General features: G+C 52.0%; 13 protein-coding genes, 2 tRNA genes and 1 pseudogene. 6 read left to right on the top strand and 10 right to left on the bottom strand.

What is annotated here, in order from left to right:
- Positions 1-369: 369 nt before the first annotated feature.
- Both tig and ACE41H_RS10790 read right to left on the bottom strand, forming a co-directional pair.
- The gene (tig, locus tag ACE41H_RS10795; RefSeq protein WP_375355233.1) at positions 370-1677 is read right to left on the bottom strand and encodes a trigger factor; all 1308 of its coding nucleotides are present in this window, start codon (positions 1675-1677) and stop codon (positions 370-372) included.
- 142 nt (positions 1678-1819) lie between these two features.
- A complete protein-coding gene (locus tag ACE41H_RS10790) occupies positions 1820-2659 on the bottom strand; it encodes a hypothetical protein (RefSeq protein WP_375355289.1) in 840 nt (279 codons plus the stop codon).
- Positions 2660-2975: 316 nt separating this feature from the next.
- On the opposite strand from ACE41H_RS10790, the gene ACE41H_RS10785 reads away from it, so the two are divergent.
- Positions 2976-3049, top strand: a tRNA-Arg gene (locus tag ACE41H_RS10785).
- A gap of 989 nt (positions 3050-4038) precedes the next feature.
- Here ACE41H_RS10785 and ACE41H_RS10780 read toward each other — a convergent pair.
- The 4 genes and pseudogenes from ACE41H_RS10780 to ACE41H_RS10765 all read right to left on the bottom strand — a co-directional run bounded on the left by ACE41H_RS10780 (position 4039) and on the right by ACE41H_RS10765 (position 7409).
- Complete coding sequence (locus ACE41H_RS10780) at positions 4039-5673, bottom strand: proline--tRNA ligase (protein ID WP_375355232.1); 1635 nt, start codon at positions 5671-5673, stop codon at positions 4039-4041.
- Between the two features lie 398 nt (positions 5674-6071).
- Positions 6072-6538: pseudogene (locus ACE41H_RS10775) on the bottom strand (aldo/keto reductase); the annotation flags it as partial.
- Between the two features lie 174 nt (positions 6539-6712).
- Positions 6713-6786: transfer RNA gene (locus ACE41H_RS10770), tRNA-Arg, on the bottom strand.
- Between the two features lie 272 nt (positions 6787-7058).
- Complete coding sequence (locus tag ACE41H_RS10765; RefSeq protein WP_375355231.1) at positions 7059-7409, bottom strand: hypothetical protein; 351 nt, start codon at positions 7407-7409, stop codon at positions 7059-7061.
- Positions 7410-7578: 169 nt separating this feature from the next.
- Here ACE41H_RS10765 and asnB point away from each other — a divergent pair, with 169 nt between their 5' ends.
- Positions 7579-9423, top strand: coding sequence for an asparagine synthase (glutamine-hydrolyzing) (gene asnB, locus ACE41H_RS10760; RefSeq protein ID WP_375355229.1), 1845 nt, complete (start codon positions 7579-7581; stop codon positions 9421-9423).
- A 60-nt stretch (positions 9424-9483) separates the two neighbouring features.
- Here the strand turns inward: asnB and ACE41H_RS10755 are convergent, their stop codons facing one another.
- The 3 genes from ACE41H_RS10755 to ACE41H_RS10745 form a co-directional block, all read right to left on the bottom strand.
- Positions 9484-10113, bottom strand: a complete 630-nt coding sequence (locus tag ACE41H_RS10755; RefSeq protein ID WP_375355228.1) for an XTP/dITP diphosphatase — start codon at positions 10111-10113, stop codon at positions 9484-9486.
- Positions 10113-10871, bottom strand: coding sequence for a ribonuclease PH (rph, locus tag ACE41H_RS10750; protein WP_375355227.1), 759 nt, complete (start codon positions 10869-10871; stop codon positions 10113-10115). Before rph ends, ACE41H_RS10755 begins: the two co-directional genes overlap by 1 nt.
- A gap of 107 nt (positions 10872-10978) precedes the next feature.
- The gene (locus ACE41H_RS10745) at positions 10979-12040 is read right to left on the bottom strand and encodes a GerMN domain-containing protein (RefSeq protein WP_375355226.1); all 1062 of its coding nucleotides are present in this window, start codon (positions 12038-12040) and stop codon (positions 10979-10981) included.
- A 164-nt stretch (positions 12041-12204) separates the two neighbouring features.
- On the opposite strand from ACE41H_RS10745, the gene ACE41H_RS10740 reads away from it, so the two are divergent.
- Positions 12205-12768 carry a phosphatidylglycerophosphatase A family protein gene (locus ACE41H_RS10740; RefSeq protein WP_375355225.1) on the top strand — a complete coding sequence of 188 codons (564 nt, stop codon included), beginning with the start codon at positions 12205-12207 and terminating at the stop codon, positions 12766-12768.
- An 80-nt stretch (positions 12769-12848) separates the two neighbouring features.
- Here ACE41H_RS10740 and ACE41H_RS10735 read toward each other — a convergent pair whose 3' ends face one another.
- Positions 12849-13841 carry an MBL fold metallo-hydrolase gene (locus ACE41H_RS10735; RefSeq protein WP_375355224.1) on the bottom strand — a complete coding sequence of 331 codons (993 nt, stop codon included), beginning with the start codon at positions 13839-13841 and terminating at the stop codon, positions 12849-12851.
- Positions 13842-14061: 220 nt separating this feature from the next.
- Between ACE41H_RS10735 and ACE41H_RS10730 the strand changes: the two genes are divergently transcribed.
- The 3 genes from ACE41H_RS10730 (at position 14062) to ACE41H_RS10720 (ending at position 16691) form a co-directional block, all read left to right on the top strand.
- Positions 14062-14940, top strand: a complete 879-nt coding sequence (locus tag ACE41H_RS10730; protein ID WP_375355223.1) for a DUF72 domain-containing protein — start codon at positions 14062-14064, stop codon at positions 14938-14940.
- Between the two features lie 52 nt (positions 14941-14992).
- The gene (locus ACE41H_RS10725) at positions 14993-15169 is read left to right on the top strand and encodes a YjfB family protein (protein ID WP_375355222.1); all 177 of its coding nucleotides are present in this window, start codon (positions 14993-14995) and stop codon (positions 15167-15169) included.
- Positions 15170-15335: 166 nt separating this feature from the next.
- Positions 15336-16691, top strand: coding sequence for a dipeptidase (locus ACE41H_RS10720; RefSeq protein ID WP_375355221.1), 1356 nt, complete (start codon positions 15336-15338; stop codon positions 16689-16691).
- The last annotated feature ends 292 nt before the right edge of the window (positions 16692-16983 follow it).

The following is a 16983-nucleotide window of genomic DNA, read 5'->3' as shown; positions in this document are numbered from 1 at the left end:
TTTTACTTGATGCCAATTAAAACGGAAGAACCGGTTTTGAAACGGATAGACCTAGAAAATATTTTAACATGTTGCGGGTCCGATGTCATTTCCGCCAGACCTTATCATATTTAAACATGTTTCTTATGTATGTGCAAATTTTCAGACAGTGCGGGATGATGCCTTCTGTATGCTGATAATTTTAATAATATATGTAATGTTGCAAAAACATAATACATCTATTTTTTAGTACACACCAAATCGAACCATTTGGTTACTCATTCTCCCTGAAAATGGGTAGTGCAAGGAAAAAATAAGGCACGAGTATGAGTAACCGCGTGCCTTATAATATATTCACAAAAGTGTATGCTCGATCTGCTTGCCAAAAGATTACTCCGCTGCAGGAGCCTCAACTTCCTTGCTGTTGTCAACGAGGAAGCTGATCGTTTTGCGCAATGAAATTTCCTCGCGCAGGTTTTCAAGGGAACCGTTGCTTTCAAGGATGCTGCGGATTTCCTCAACAGAACGCTTGTAGGTATCAGCCATCACCTTCAGCTCGTCGTTGATTTCCTCTTCGGAAACCTCGATGTTCTCAGCTTTGCCAATCTGCTCAAGCACAAGGTTGTTGCGTACACGCTTCTCGGCGTCATCCTTCATTTGGTTCTCCAGATCCTCTTTGGTCTGACCGGAGAAGCTGAGGAACATTTCCATGTTCATGCCCTGGCTGCGCAGACGATTATCAAAATCACGGACCATGTTTTGAACTTCGCTGCTGATCATCGCTTCCGGAATTTCAACTGTAGCGTTCTCGGCTGCTTTTTCAACTACAGCGTTCTCGCGGGCCGCTTTCACTTCATTCTCCTTGCGGGCTTCAAGCTCCTTCTTGAGGTCTTCCTTATATTCAGCAAGCGTGTCGAACTCGCTCACATCTTTGGCAAACTCGTCATCCAGCTCTGGCAGCTGCTTCCGTTTGATCTCATGAACTTTTACTTTAAAGATCGCTTGTTTACCAGCCAGCTCGGCAGAATGGTAGTTTTCAGGGAAAGTGACTTCTACGTCCTTGAAATCCCCTGTGCCCATGCCCACAACCTGCTCCTCGAAGCCAGGAATGAATGTGTTGGTGCCCAGCTCCAGAGAGTAACGCTCAGCCTGTCCACCTTCAAATTGCACGCCATCCACGTAGCCGTCGAAATCGATCACTGCGATATCGCCGGATTGTGCCGCTTCGTCTTCCACGACAATCAGTTCGGCATGGCGCTGCTGCAGGCGCTCCAGTTCAGCCGCTACTTCTTCGTCTGTAACTTCAGCCTTGACAGCCGGTACTTCGAGGCCTTTGTATTCGCCAAGCTCAGCTTCCGGTTTCACCGTTACTTTCGCTTTGAATTTAAAGGACTCGCCTTTGGAAAATTGATCGATCTCCACATCCGGACGATCTACCGGGAATATCTCGGTTTGGTCTACCGCTTCACCGTAAGCTTCAGGAAGAAGGATATCGATGGCATCCTGATACAGACTTTCCACACCGAACCGTGCCTCAAAAATCGGCCGCGGCACTTTGCCTTTACGGAAACCTGGAACGTTAATCTGTTTAACCACTTTATTAAAAGCTTTGTCAAGCGCGGTGGATACACGTTCCGCATCCACTTCTACTTCAAGAACCCCGAGGTTCTTCTCTATTTTCTCCCAAGTAGCTTTCATTTTATGCTTTCCCCTCCAACAAAATCTCGCTTATAGTCACGTTTGAAAACACGCACAAAATAACCACTCTAGTATAAACAACATTACTATCTTTTTCAAGAGGAAACCCCAGAGCATGAATAAGGAAAACGTTTCCGGTCTGTCACGATCCGCTCATGCCTGTTGCCGCGAACTGTTTAACGGACCGGTATGCCTGCTCGTAACGGAAACGCATCGTATCCGTAATGCCATACATCGCTCTTATTTCCTCTTCCCCGCTTCCGCCGGAGAGCGTCTCGGAAACGGCCTGATGCAGCGCAGCCGCCCAAATGTCCAGCAAGCTGTCATCATCTGTCAGCATGGACCGGTAGTCGCCCGTTCCATACACGGCCATCACAAATTGGGACCACAGCTCCTGGGCAAAGTAGAACAATGTGGGCTCGTGCACCTCCGTCTGATCGGCCACCCGTTCCAGGATGCGGATGATAGGCTCCGGGAATTCGTTCGGTTGAAGAGGTACACTCTCCACTTCGATCTCCGCCTTCATATCCCCCCTGCTAAAGGTGATGGTGCCCTCGTGCCCCCGTTTGCGCAGCGTTTGAACTACCCGAAACTGCAGCAAAGGATGCAGCTTGGCTTCCTTCAACCAGCGGATGAGCGCCTCGTCGATCTCCGGCTGGTCGAGATAAGACAGTTGTTCCAGGGCAAGCATCGTTTGCTCCGATAAAGGCTCGTTCATGGCCATACGTAAAAGCTTATCTCCATAACCTGCGTCCTCTTCAAGCTTGGAGCGAAGATGCCTTCTTGCAATTTCGTCCTCGCTGATGTCTTCATCATCGGGCTCCGCTGCGTCGGGCGCCTGATTCATATATTGAGGAAAGGCCGCTTCAAGCCACTGCAAAAGCGCGCTCCATTCGTCGTAATGCTTTTGTTCCTGACCCTGGCATTGCAGCAAAAATTGCAGAAGCTGCATCGCCTCCCCGTAACGTTCATTTTCGAGCATTACCGTAAGCTGAATCTGGTAATAATCCAACGTTCGGGGGAACAATACAATGTTATTCGCCGGTTTGGCGGCACTGGAGTCCTTTATAAAGGCCCCCCCTTTCAACCGAAAGCTTAAATGATGTTAAATTATATGAGAAACGGAGGTTGATGTCCAACTTATTCGCCTAACATATTTGCCGTTATTCTAACATACCCCTTTATAGAAACAAAAAAACGTATATGCTGTATATGTGTAGCAGGTGGTTCGTTAAAATAAAATTAACGGTTGCAAACCTCACTTTAATATGATATATTAATTTTCGCTTGAATTTTATGTCCCAGTAGCTCAGCTGGATAGAGCAACGGCCTTCTAAGCCGTCGGTCGGGGGTTCGAATCCCTCCTGGGACGTAAATGAGAAACTCCCTTCGGGGAGTTTTTTTGCGTCCGGGGATGAGAACCCATTGGGGTTCGTCGGAGCATAAGCTTCGATAGCGCTACTTCGCAGTCGGCCCTGGAAGGGCCGTACCCCGACTGGGACGTATACAAGGCTTCCCCTCCGGGGAGCTTTTTACGTCCGGGGATGAGAACCCATTTGGGGTTCGTCGGAGCATTAGCTTCGGGAGCGCTACTTCGACGCAGTCGGCTTTATTCCCCCCCACTACAATGCATCGGATAGAGGCTCATATGTTCAAAAACGGACAATTCCCCTCCAGCGTTGCATTAACTCTTGCATAAGGCAATTTGTAGTCCCGATCCTTTCCAGCTTTCCCGTAAAACTCCTGTTTTCGAGCCGATATTGCGCCCGTCGGAAATCTAACGGGTGTAGCAGCCGCTATTTCACAAAAAAAGGACCTTTTCAAATACTAACGGTCATGATCGACGTTATTTGCCTTAACCTAGGCGAAAATGCCCCGATCAAGCGAAATAAGCTCCATGGCAACCGCTATAATTTGAAATCAACGTTCTTGGAACCAATAGCGGTTGTGGCACCCGTTAGAGGCGACCGCCAGAGGCAATCGTTAGAATAGTTTGTAGTTAGAAATGCACCTTGTCAGATTTGTTGCAACGATTATTGCAATTCCCCTCCTTAGCGGACTCAGATGCCTTTATTCAAGCAATTTCCCTCTGCCGCATGGCGTTTTTAGTGGAATAAAGGCTCTACAGTCCGCCAACTGCCTCCAATCCAAAATCCCACACACAGCGTCTCTACGATCCGCATTCTCGTTACTCAAATAGAAACAATTTTAAAGACAGCTACACTTCATCCTGGTTAATCGCGTTTTCCTGACTAGTCTTGGTCAGTCCCGGTTAGTCCTGGCTAATCCGCATCCATCCCAGGTCCATAACTCTTAACCGACAACCTTCCCATTTACCTCATATCTTCTATCTCCCTCCAACTATTCTTCTCCGGCAACTCGCCTTATTGCTTCTTCTAACGACACCGTCTCCGTCTCTTGCGTCCCCCGCCGCTTGACTTCAACGTAACCCTCGCCTGTCCTTTTGCCCACTATAATCCTCCAGGGAATCCCTATCAGATCGGCATCATTGAACTTGACCCCCGGACGTTCTTCGCGGTCGTCCAGCAGCACCTCCATCCCTAATCCAATTAAATCCTGATACAGCTTTTCCGCTGCCTGCTTCTGCAGCTCATCTTTTGCAGACACAGGGATAAGATGAACCCGGAAAGGGGCAACTTCCTCAGGCCAGATGAGGCCGTATTCGTCATGACACTGTTCTGACACCGCAGCCATAAGCCGCGACACACCGATGCCGTAGCAGCCTGCAACAGGAGTCAGGCTTTGTCCGTCTGCCTGCAGCACTTGAGCGTTAAAAGGAGAAGTATATTTCTCCCCCAGCTTGAAAATATGGCCGACCTCTATCCCGCGCTGCATTGACAATACGCCGTGGCAGCGGGGGCATGCATCACCTTCAGCCGCATTGCGGAAATCACCCGTCCGTTCCAGATTGAAGTCTTTCCCCGGCCGGACACCGCGCAGGTGGTAATCCGTCTCGTTTGCTCCGACGATGCCCTGGCTCATAAGCGCTACTTCCTGATCTACAAGAAGTGGCAGCGTAAGGCCGACCGGCCCCGAAAAACCGGATAATACCCCAGTCCACGCCGCAATCTCCCTTTCCTCAACCAAACGAAGCTCTTGTACCCGCAGCGCCTGCTTTACCTTAATCTCGTTGACCTCCCGGTCTCCTCTGACAAGCACAGCAACTGCCTTTCCATCTGCGGAATACAGTATGGTTTTTATAAATGAAGAAGCCGGCTCATCGCAGGCCACCGAAAGCTCTTCAATCGTGCGCAAGCATACCTCCGCCTTCTCCAGATTGGCCGCGTATCCGCAGCTGCCGCAGACAGCAATCGTATCCTCACCGATGCCCGAGAAGGCCATAAACTCATGGGAACCGCCCTCTCCGCCTATCGCTCCGGCATCCGCCTCCACTCCCCGGTATTCCAGGCCGCAGCGGCTGAGAATGCGCTCATAGGCTGCATGCATCACTTCGTAGAAGGCATCGAGGCCCTCGTAATCGTTGTGAAAAGAGTATGCATCCATCATCAAAAACTCCCGGCCGCGCAGCAGCCCAGACCGTGGACGAAGCTCGTCACGGAATTTGGTTTGAATTTGAAAAAATGCCACAGGCAGCTGTCTGTATGATGAAATCTCCTGCTTGATCAGTGAGGTGATCACTTCCTCATGAGTGGGTCCAAGCGCAAACTCGCGATGATGCCTGTCTTTAAGGCGGATTAACTCAGGTCCATACACTTCGTATCTCCCAGAAGTTTTCCAAAGCTCCGCGGGCTGCAGTGCAGGCATTAGCATCTCCTGTGCTCCTGCATAACTAAGCTCTTGACGAATAATGGCGGAAATTTTAGACAATACGCGAAAGCCCAATGGCAGATAGGTGTACACCCCTGCCGCCAGCTGCCGGATCATTCCGCTCCGCAGCAGATAACGATGTCCCCCCGATTCCGCATCAACAGCAGCTTCTCTCCATGTAGGAACAGCAATCTGAGTCTGTCTCATCTTTATACCCATTCCTTTCGCTTCGCTCAAGGCACAAAACGGAATGAAATCCGTTAGCCATGGACGTTTTTTTGTATGCTTGAGTTACAGGGAACCCGCACCCTCCCAAATGCAAAAAGACGCATTCGTCAAGGGACGAATGCGTCGTGGTACCACCCTTATTGGGGCGCAGATTTCGGATTTTACACATAAAACATGCGCTTCTCATGTTGATAACGGAACGACCCGGCAAATGAGCGGCTAGCGGGGCAGGATGCGTACGACCGTGCCGCGAAACCTTACAGCCAAGGGTTTCTTCTCTGCCGGCAGCCGAGTCGGAGCATATGATCCCGTTCTACACCTTTTGGATATATTTTCTTCATAATTTTTATAAAAATACATTAGATAGCAGCACACTGTCAAGCCTTTTCAACCGACAGCTCCAGGTCAGCCGCACGCGCATTCGATTCAACCTGTTCGGGGGTTTTGTTTTGCATCCGGGAATAACGCTCGTCACGGCAGGATGCTGCAGACACCAGGCTAATGCCCACTTGGCCATTGGCACGCCTTCAGGCAGCTCGTTCCGCCGGATTTCCTCCACTAGCCGCAGTTTTTCATCACGCTGCCCTGCATCATGATTATTACGCACATCATTTTGCTGAAACTCAGCGCCTGGCTTGTATTTTCCGCTCAAGTATCCACTAGCGAGCGGCACACGTGCCAGCACACCGAGATTCTGCTTATCCAGCAGCGTCCACAAGTCATCATGATCGAAAACCTGGTCAGGACCGGAGTGGAACTGATACAGATCCACATAATCCGTACGGAGCGCTTTCAGCGATGCGTCCAGTTGAGATAGTACATCCTCCGGCTTGAAGGCATCCGTCCCAGACGTAAAAAAAACTCCCAGGAGGGAGCTTTTACATATGTCCCAGTCGGGGTACGGCCCTTGCAGGGCCGACTGCGATGTATTCCTCCCGAAGCTGATGCTCCGACGAACCCCTTGGGTTCTCATCCCCTAGACGTAAAAAAAGCTTCCCAAAGGAAGCTTCTTTTTTTACGTCCCAGGAGGGATTCGAACCCCCGACCGACGGCTTAGAAGGCCGTTGCTCTATCCAGCTGAGCTACTGGGACTTAAAAGGTTATGTAGGACAGCGCATTAATGAGTATAGCATAATTTATGGTGGTATGGGAAGTGTTTTTTTATGTATTATTTCAGTCATAGTATGTATATGTTTGATTTTACAAAAAAGCCCCAAAACAGGCCTGCAAGCCGCTGCTTTTGGGGCATTATGCTTTTTCACCCTACATTCCCGCCCGGCCGTGGGGTCCATCTTTCATAAACCGCGGCGGGTTGCGACGAATGAGTATCACCAGCCGAAGCATGCCACAGCAGCATGGCAGCTTCATTTCCCGAACTCCGCCGCCAGTTCGCTATCCATCTTGCCGTGAGACAGCAGCTCGCGTGTGAATCGTCCCCGCTTTTCTGGCAGATCTTTCCCGTCATTATCGCTAAATACGACATCTGTCACTTCCTCAAAAGCGGAATGAAGATTGTTGTCGTACCAGTCGAGTTCCAAAGCCGCGTCATTGCGGAGCATGCGCAGCATTTTATACCCATCCCCTCCATCAGACGGAGCAAGATATACAAGCAGGCCCGTATCCTCCACACTTGCTGAATTTACTTCGATTTCTGCGCAGCGCACACCGTCGATGTCTGTAAATCTCCGTATTTTTGCATCTTTAATCGTATACATAAGCACCCTCCGTGTCAGCCGCCAGCCGTTTTATGTTTGTAGTTTTCGGTAAGGACAGACATTTTATGCCTTCACCCGGCATATGTTTGTTTATGCTTTTACGGCCGGGAGAACGAACTCCCAGCAGTGCAAAACCGAGAGCAGCAAGACAAAGAAGGGATGAACCTACATGTGCGGAATTACTGGATTTATACAGTGGAACAAGGATTTAACAGTACAATCGGAACTGCTGTCCGACATGACGCGTACATTGTCCCATCGGGGGCCGGATGCAGCCGGAACGTGGATATCCAATCCGTGTGCCTTCGGACACCGGCGTCTCAGTGTCATGGATCCCGAGAACGGTGCACAGCCCATGATCCGCCACCGGGATGACTATACGTACGCGCTGGTATATAACGGGGAACTGTACAACGCTCCCGAGCTTAAAATAGAACTCCAACAGCGTGGACATGTCTTTTTAACAAAATGCGACACAGAGGTGCTGCTTGCCTCCTACATTGAATGGGGGCCGGATTGCGTAGACCGGTTAAACGGTATTTTTGCTTTTGCGGTCTGGGATGAACGAAGACAGCAAGTTTTCATGGCAAGGGACCGGTTAGGAGTCAAGCCGCTTTTTTACAGTGAAATCCAGGACGGTCTCATCTTCGGCTCGGAGCCCAAAGCGCTGCTCAGGCATCCCGAAGTTGAGCCTGTCGTTCATGCGGACGGCCTGGCCGAAATCTTCATCATCGGGCCTGCACGCACTCCAGGGCATGGGGTCTATGCTTCTATCCGTGAGCTCCGTCCCGGGCATACGCTGATTCACGACCGGAGCGGAACGAAAATCCGCGCCTTCTGGAAGCTGGAAAGCAATCCTCACGAAGACAATACCGAACAGACTGCTCTCCGGGTACGTGAGCTGCTGCAGGATACGCTCGAGCGCCAGCTCGCCTCTGACGTGCCCGTTTGCTCCCTGTTGTCAGGCGGGCTTGATTCGAGCGCTTTATCCGCGCTTGCCGTCAGTTATTACACAAGGACAGAGCAAGGCAACATCGATACGTTCTCTGTAGATTATGTAGATAATGACAAGTATTTCAAGGAGCACTCCTTTCAGCCTGGAGCTGACGGACCGTGGATCAGACGGATGGCTGAAGAGCTTGGCACCAACCACCACTGGATTGAGTTTGATACTCCAGACGTCGTTGAAACGCTGAATGCTTCGACCGAAGCACGTGATTTGCCGGGAATGACAGATGTGGACTCCTCGCTTTATCTGTTCTGCCGTGAGATCAAAAAACACGCAACCGTCGCGATCTCCGGGGAAGCAGCCGACGAGGTGTTCGGAGGGTATCCATGGTTCCATCGTGACGAGATGCTTAATTCCGGAACCTTTCCGTGGGCCGTGGCACCGGAGCTGCGGGCAAGCCTGCTGAATCCTGAAGTCAGGGAATGGATCAGGCCGATCGAGTATTTGAACGACCGTTATGCCGAAGCCGTCAGCGAGGTGCCGAAATTGGCGGGAGAAACCGGCAAGGCAGCCCAAATGAGAGTCATGTCGTACCTGAACATCACCCGCTTCATGCCTACACTGCTGGACCGCAAAGACCGTATGAGCATGGGTGTGGGACTGGAAGTCCGGGTTCCATACTGTGATCACCGCCTCGTGCAATATGTATGGAATACCCCGTGGGAAATCAAAATGACCGGAGGACGCGAGAAAGGTCTCCTGCGCAAAGCGCTGGAAGGCGTTTTGCCGAATGACGTGCTTTACCGCAAAAAGAGCCCTTACCCGAAAACCCATAATCCGGCTTATCTTCACACCGTGAAACAGGAGGCGCTCGATATGCTGGCCGACCCCTCCTCACCCATTCTGTCCTTGATTAATGCCAATCGCATCCGGGAAATCGCCAACTCGCCCGACGCCTCTTCGAATCTGCCGTGGTTCGGCCAGTTGATGTCTGGCCCCCAATTGTTCGCCTATCTCGTGCAGGTAAATCATTGGTTGAAAACCTATCGTGTGGCAATCCGCTGATTTGAACGTGAAAAAACCGGCTCCTCTTCATGGAACCGGGTTACAACCCAGCATTAAAGTCTACTGCTTCTTCTCAAGCTCGGCTGCCAGCTGCCGCAGCGCTGCTCCGCGGTGGCTGATCGCCTGCTTCTCCTCCAGCGTCAACTCTGCCATCGTTTTGCCATACTGCGACAGATAAAACAGCGGATCGTAGCCGAAACCGCCGCTACCGGCGGTTTCCGAGGTGATCCATCCTTCGACGCTGCCTTCCGCTTCAAGGGCCTCTCCTGACACGGGATCGTACAAAATCAAGGCGCACACAAAACGGGCGGGACTCAGCAGCGGCTGCTCCGTGTCATCCCCGAGCTGTCTGGATTCGAGCCTATCCAGCAGCTTGAGGTTGTTCTCCTGATCGCTGGCGCCTGCACCGGCAAACCGTGCCGAATAGACGCCAGGCTCCCCGTTCAGCGCATCTACGCACAGGCCCGAATCGTCCGCAAGTACAGGCAGCCGAAGCGCATCCCCCACGGTTTTTGCCTTCTTGAAGGCATTCTCCGCAAAGGTTTTTCCGTCTTCAACGATATCCGGCAGCTCCGGATAGTCGTACATGCTCTTGACCTGCTTGCCAAAAGGGGCAAAGGCGTGCGCAAATTCGCGGATTTTGCCTTTGTTTCTGGTAGCTACTACAACCACGGATTGCTCAAGCCACATCAGGCCCGCACCCCCGCCTGTCCCGTGCCAATCTTGAGCGCAATCGGTCCGAGCACTTCCTTTTGCCGCTCAATCATCTGCAGAATGCCCTGCTCGCCAAGCGCAAGCATCAGGTCAAGCTCTTTGCGGTCAAAAGGACTTTCCTCTCCGGTTCCCTGAAGCTCGACAAATTTGCCGCCGCCCGTCATGACCAGATTCATGTCTACCTTGGCTTTCGAATCCTCTTCATAGTTCAAATCAAGCAGCGGCTGTCCTCCTACCACACCGACGCTGACGGACGCCAGGAAATCCGTGATCGGGAAGCGCTGCAGCTTATGCTGCTCGGCAATTTTATTGATTGCAATTGCCATGGCCACGAAAGAGCCCGTGATCGATGTTGTGCGTGTTCCGCCATCTGCCTGAATCACATCACAATCCAGGGTAACCGTCCGCTCGCCCAGCGCCTGCAGGTTAACCACCGAACGGAGCGCCCTGCCGATCAGCCGCTGTATTTCCATCGTCCGGCCACCCAGCTTGCCACGGGCCGCCTCTCTCTGGTTGCGGGTATGCGTCGCCCGTGGCAGCATGGAATACTCTGCAGTCACCCAGCCCCTGCCCTGTCCTTTCATAAAAGGTGGAACCCTTTCTTCCACGCTCGCAGTGCAGATCACCTTGGTGTCGCCGACTTCAATGAAGACGGAGCCCTCCGCATATTTATTCACACCCGTAGTCAATTTCATCGGGCGCAGCTCATCGCCGTTTCGGTCGTTAGCTCTCATGTAAGTGCCTCCTACGTAATTGCGTCCTGTATGTTCACCCTATTTTACCAGAGGAGTTTTGAAAAATCCAAAGATAGATGCCGCAGGACGTTGGATGTACGGTGCGATCAAATCGGAATTTCATTGATATGCTGCGGTTTAGCCGCAGGTTTGCCGTAGTTTATGTTGTCCTCGCCAAGAACGCTGCTCTCTCCGTTCAGCACAATTTGCACTTTGGCGGAGCTGTTATTCGCATTGTCAGAGGCCGTCAGGACGACGGATTGCAAAAATTCGGCTGGAACTACCTCGCCTTGAGAGAACATATCATCCGCTATGGATACTTTTATAATGCCTTCGGAAGATTGCTCTACGGATTTCAGCATCGTCCCTGACGTCATCACCTGATTCAGACCATCCTCCGCCCGCGGGCCACGGATCAGCTCCTCCAGAGATGCCTTCATCTTGTCTTCGCCAGGCGGGACAAGTCTCGTCACAGGCACGTAATACTGAATACCGGCGGGAGAAGAGGCGGAAAAATATACTGTGACAGGGCTCGAAGATGTATATGACGCCCCCTGCCCCAATTGCAGGTTAATGCCAATTCCCCGCGTCAGGAGATGGTCCAGCGGCAACCCGCCCTTCGGCATCTCGCTCAGCTTCTGTCCGTCCACCCAAATTTGCACGTTCTGTATATCGGGCTGTTCCGTCAGCGTCCATGTCACAGCCTCCACAATCTTCCGTTCCTCCGATTCCGCATATTCCATAAACGGCTTTGTAAATTCGACGACAGCCAGCTTTCCATTCTTATCAAGGGTCACGCTTTGCACCTCGGTTCCTTGTGGAAGAACACCTGCAAAACCGTCGGGAAGGTTTCCTGCATAGGGTCCGCCGTTAACCAGCATTTCAAGAGAAGCTTGGGCATTCACCTCCGCAGCGCCTCCTGGGACGGGGAGTGACACTGGCACCAGGAACCCGTTGGCATCCTGAAGGTAAACAGCCTCAAGCTTTGTTCCTGCAACAGCCTCTTTCCCGTGGGACTCCGCCGCTGCAAGCATGGCCTCTTCCACGGCAGCAGGAGGCGGATCGACAGGCTCAGCACCTGTGCTCCAATCCCCGCAGGCGCTCAGCAGCAGTACGGACGACAGGATACAGACGGCGGATCCTGTCCGCCATGATAGTTTACCCCTCATCGTTGAAGCTCCTTCCTAACCATTTTGTTCAGTTTGTACTAATATGTATACGAGCCCCTCCGTAAAACATGCGTACGAAATTTGACTGTACCGGATCAACGGCAAGGGAATCATTCCAGGATTGGTTATACTGTTACAAGACAACACAGCGAAAGGTGATGAACATGAAGCCGGAGAAAATTCCTTACAGCCTGAACAGCAAAAAAGTGGCGGACGCTACAAAAGAGTGGCTGCATAAGCGCGGTGTAACCATTGACGAGATCGCGGAGCTGGTCATGCTGCTGCAGAAAAAATATTATCCGGATCTCACGCTGGAAGAGTGTGTCCACAACGTTGAGAAGGTACTTAGCAAGCGCGAAGTTCAAAATGCCGTGCTTACCGGAATTCAGCTGGATATTCTGGCAGAGCAGGGAGCGCTGATTTCACCGCTGCAGGAAATGATCGAAAATGATGAAAGCTTGTACGGGGTTGATGAAGTCCTGGCCTTCTCAATCGTGAACGTATACGGGAGCATCGGTTTTACCAACTACGGCTATGTGGATAAATTGAAGCCAGGGGTGCTTGAAAGGCTGAACGACAAGAACGATGAACCGACCCACACCTTCCTGGACGATATCGTAGGGGCGATCGCCGCCTCCGCCAGCAGCCGTATTGCCCACCGTAAGCAAGCAGAAAGAGAGAAAGCCTTGGGAGAAGAAAGCGTGGGAGACGGCAGCACTCCCGAGTGAGGAGGAACATCTGCCTCAAGTCAACATACCCAAAGTCGGCTTGAGGCTGTTCTGCCTTCGGGGCTCTATATTATTGCGCTCTACCCGTTAGACGCGGCGACATACGCTGTACCCCAGCTGCCCGCCTGCTCCTTGGCCTGCCCCCTTGCCATCAGTTCGTCAAGGTGAGCCAGCGTTTCAGAGAGGGCAAAACGCAACTGATGGATGGTGAGGCCGTCCCCGAACATGGCAAGGCACAGCTCATAAGCGCTGCGCGGTTCTTCACCGAGCAGCCGCGCAAACCGATCCAGCCTTTCTTCATGATGCTCCAGCAGTTGGACTGTACGATCCCTGAAATGAGTGAACGGGTGACGATGCCCCGGGTAGGCTTGCTGCACCTCATATTGTCCCAGCTTTTGCAATCCGTTCATGTAAGCGGCAAGGGGGTGTGCGTCACTGCCCGGCAGCAGGCTTACATTGGGAGAAATCTGCGGCAGCACAGCGTCACCACATATCATGATTCCGCTATCAGGCTGATACAGCGACAGATGGCCGGGCGCATGTCCGCCGGTCATGATCAGCTCCCACAGCCTGTCCCCCATCCAGAAGCTGTCCCCTTCATTCACACAAGTAACCGTCGGCTGGGGCAAAACGTCTTTGTACGAGCCGAGCAGATGCTCACGCATCGGTTCCGACAGCTTCTGAGGCAGTCCATGGGTATGAAAGAAACCGACAAGCCTTTCCTCTGCTCCGCCTTCCTCCCCCCACATGAAGCGGGCTTCCTGCAGGCTCCTGGCTGACATCAGCACCGGCGCCCCGCTCCGCTCCTGAAGCCATCCCGCCAATCCGTAGTGATCGGGATGATGGTGAGTGATAAAGATGCGGGTGATATCCTTGGCCGACCAGTTCAGCTCACTCAGCACCTGCTCCCAGTTCTCTACAGCCACAGCCGTATGTGGTCCAGGATCAACCACTGTTATACCTTCATCCCCAGGCACAATATAGCTGTTGACCCACCGCAGCGGAAAGGCCATCGTGATTTTCACCTGAATAATTCCTTCCTCTTCAAAGCGGTTCCATTCGGGCAGCTTCATCTTCTTCTCCTCCTATAACGACCGGATCTCATCGTATATCGGAAATTCTCTGCAATGTATTTCTCCCAGTTACAGTAATTCCCTTCCGTCTGTCGTGCACACGCTCATGATAATGGCCTTTGCTCATCATTTCAATCCTTTTCGTGCTACAATGGACTGCAGACAGCAGAGATAGAGCATCATCTGCATACCTGAACAGCAGGAAGGAAGTGATCCGCTAGTGATCCGGATCGGACTTACGGGCTGGGGAGATCATGACGATTTATATCCATACGGCACCAAACCTGCGGGCAAGCTGCACGTATATGCCTCCCACTTTTCCGTCGTGGAAATGGACAGCTCCTTTTACGCGGTACAGCCGGCCGAACGAATGGAACGCTGGGCTGCGGAGACCCCTGAACATTTTTCTTTTATCGTGAAGGCGTATCAGGGCATGACAGGACATACACGGGGGAAAACTCCTTTTTTCGCAAATGAGGATGATATGTACGATGCATTTCTACTTTCCATTGAGCCCCTGACCCGGGCCGGTAAGCTGAAAGGAATTCTGTTCCAGTTCCCGCCCTGGTTTGATTGTACGAAGGAAAATGTACAGATTCTCCGCTCGGCAAAGCAGAGAATGAAGGGGCTTCCCTGCATTCTCGAATTCCGCCATCAAAGCTGGTTCGCTCCCGAATTCAGGGAGCGGACGATCAGCTTCATGCGCCGTGAAGGCTGGGTCCACAGTGTATGTGATGAGCCCCAGGCCGGCATGGGCTCCGTGCCGATGGTTCCCCAGGCAACGGATGACAGCCTGACCATTGTAAGAATGCACGGACGCAACCTTGAAGGCTGGAATCAGAGCGGGGCGCCCAACTGGCGAGAAATCCGCTACCTTTACCGCTATAACGAGCAGGAGCTGCTGGAGTGGAAGGACATCATTATGGAGCTTGCCCGCCAGAGCCGGGAGGTGTGCGTCATTTTCAACAATAACTCCGGCGGGGACGCGGCGGCCAATGGGAAGCAGCTGATGACCTTGATGGGCATGGACCCCAAGCCGTTTCCCGCCCGTCTTGACCGAAATACGGATGAGGATCCGGAGCAGCTTGAATTATTCTAATTCAGCCTTCTGCCGATATATAAGATGAGAACAGTTGGAGGAGGGAAGAATATTGGATATCGGATCCACGTCTATGGCGCTTAGCCAGAGCAGCTTGAAGCTGAATGCAAGCATCAAAGTATTAAGCATATCCAAGGACATGGCTGAAACCCAAGGGCAGGCTATGATTCAAATGATGGAGAAGAGCGTGCAGCCGAATTTGGGCGGCAAGCTGGACATTCGCGTCTGATCATCCAACCGTACGACCTGAACATAGGGGCATCCCATATGGTCTTATTGGCCTGGGGCGCCCCTGTTTCCCATTTCCCACACCATTATCCCGGCACCCTGTTTTTGCGATCCGGGCAAAACGTAGTACTATATAATTTAACAACTATTTTAGGAGGACAGGGACGATGAATTACTCCGTCTATTTTGAACAAAACAGGGAAAAACATCTGGAGGAGCTGAAGCAATGGCTATCCATCCCCAGCATTTCCGCGCTGTCGGAGCATAAGGAGGACATTAACCACGCCGCTTCCTGGCTGGCTGATCAATTGACACAGGCTGGCCTGGAGAATGTTGAGATTATCCCGACGAAAGGGCATCCGCTGGTTTACGCCGATCATCTGCATGCTCCGGGCAAGCCGACACTGCTCGTATACGGGCATTACGACGTGCAGCCGGTGGATCCGCTTCATCTGTGGGAGACGCCTCCATTCGAGCCTTCGATCCGTGACCACAAAATTTATGCACGGGGGGCAACCGACGACAAAGGCCAGGTTTTCATGCATATCAAGGCGGTTGAGTCGATTCTGCGCCAGGAGGGGCAGCTTCCGGTCAATATCAAATTTTTCATTGAAGGAGAAGAGGAAATCTCCAGCCCCAGCTTGCTTGCATACCTGTCTGACGGTGCAGGCCGTCTGGCTGCGGATGCGGTGCTGATTTCGGATACCGCCCTGATTGAAAAAGGTAAACCCGCCATCTGCACGGGACTGCGCGGCCTTTGTTCGCTTGAAGTCGCAGTACATACGGCAAATACCGATCTGCATTCCGGCTCCTTCGGAGGAGGGGTGCCCAATGCGCTGCATGCCATGGTCTCCCTGCTTGCTTCCCTTCATAATGACAAAGGAGAGGTAAGTGTGGAAGGCTTTTATGACGATGTCGAGACGCTTTCCCCTGCCATGAAGGCGGAGTTTTCCAAGCAGGGCCTTGATGAGGAGAAGCTGCGCACGGGTCTCGGTCTTGACACCCTTTATGGAGAAGGAGACTACAGCTTCGTGGAACGTGTCGGGGCCCGGCCTACGCTTGAGCTGAACGGTGTATATGGCGGCTTCCAGGGGGAAGGCACCAAAACCGTCATCCCGAAGGAAGCCCATGCGAAAATTACATGCCGTCTCGTAGCCCGGCAAAATCCGCAGGATATTCTCGATAAAATCGAACGCCACCTGCGTGAGCATATTCAGCCCGGGGCCCGTCTCGAAATCATTCAGGGTGAAAAAGCGAACGCATTTAACATTGATCCCTCCCATTCGCTGCTGCAATCTGCCGCTGACGCATTTGAACGGGTATACGGAACAAGGGCCGTCTTCACCAAGGATGGAGGCTCCATTCCGATTGTCGAGACTTTTTCCCGTGTGCTGGCAGCACCAGTTGTGCTCATGGGCTTTGGCCTGCCGGATGAAAATCTGCATGCGCCAAACGAGCATTTTCATCTGGAAAACTTCGATAAAGGCCTGCTGACAATTGTGGAGTACTTAAAAGCATTGTAAGCACAGCACAAATAAGGCATCCCTATGCATTTCGGGCTAAGGGATGCCTTTTCATTAGGCTTGGAAATGACGTGTTTTTCATTTGATGAGGCCCCTGTACAAAACGTATGCCCCCAAAATCGAACAGATCAGCGAAAACGGGCCAAAAAAAGAATGACCAAGCATCCAAAAAATGAGACTGAACACCGGCCAGCCGATTAACGACCCCAAAAGAAGCGCGAGGCTTAGCACCTCTTTGAGATCGTTCCAGTCGTACACATATCTTGAACCCGCGTATCTGATTTTGTTTTTA

Source organism: Paenibacillus enshidis (assembly GCF_042136365.1).
In the GTDB taxonomy this organism is placed as follows: domain Bacteria; phylum Bacillota; class Bacilli; order Paenibacillales; family Paenibacillaceae; genus Paenibacillus; species Paenibacillus enshidis.
The sequence above is the reverse complement of the archived record's forward strand: the minus strand, read 5'-3'. Positions and strand labels throughout refer to the sequence as shown.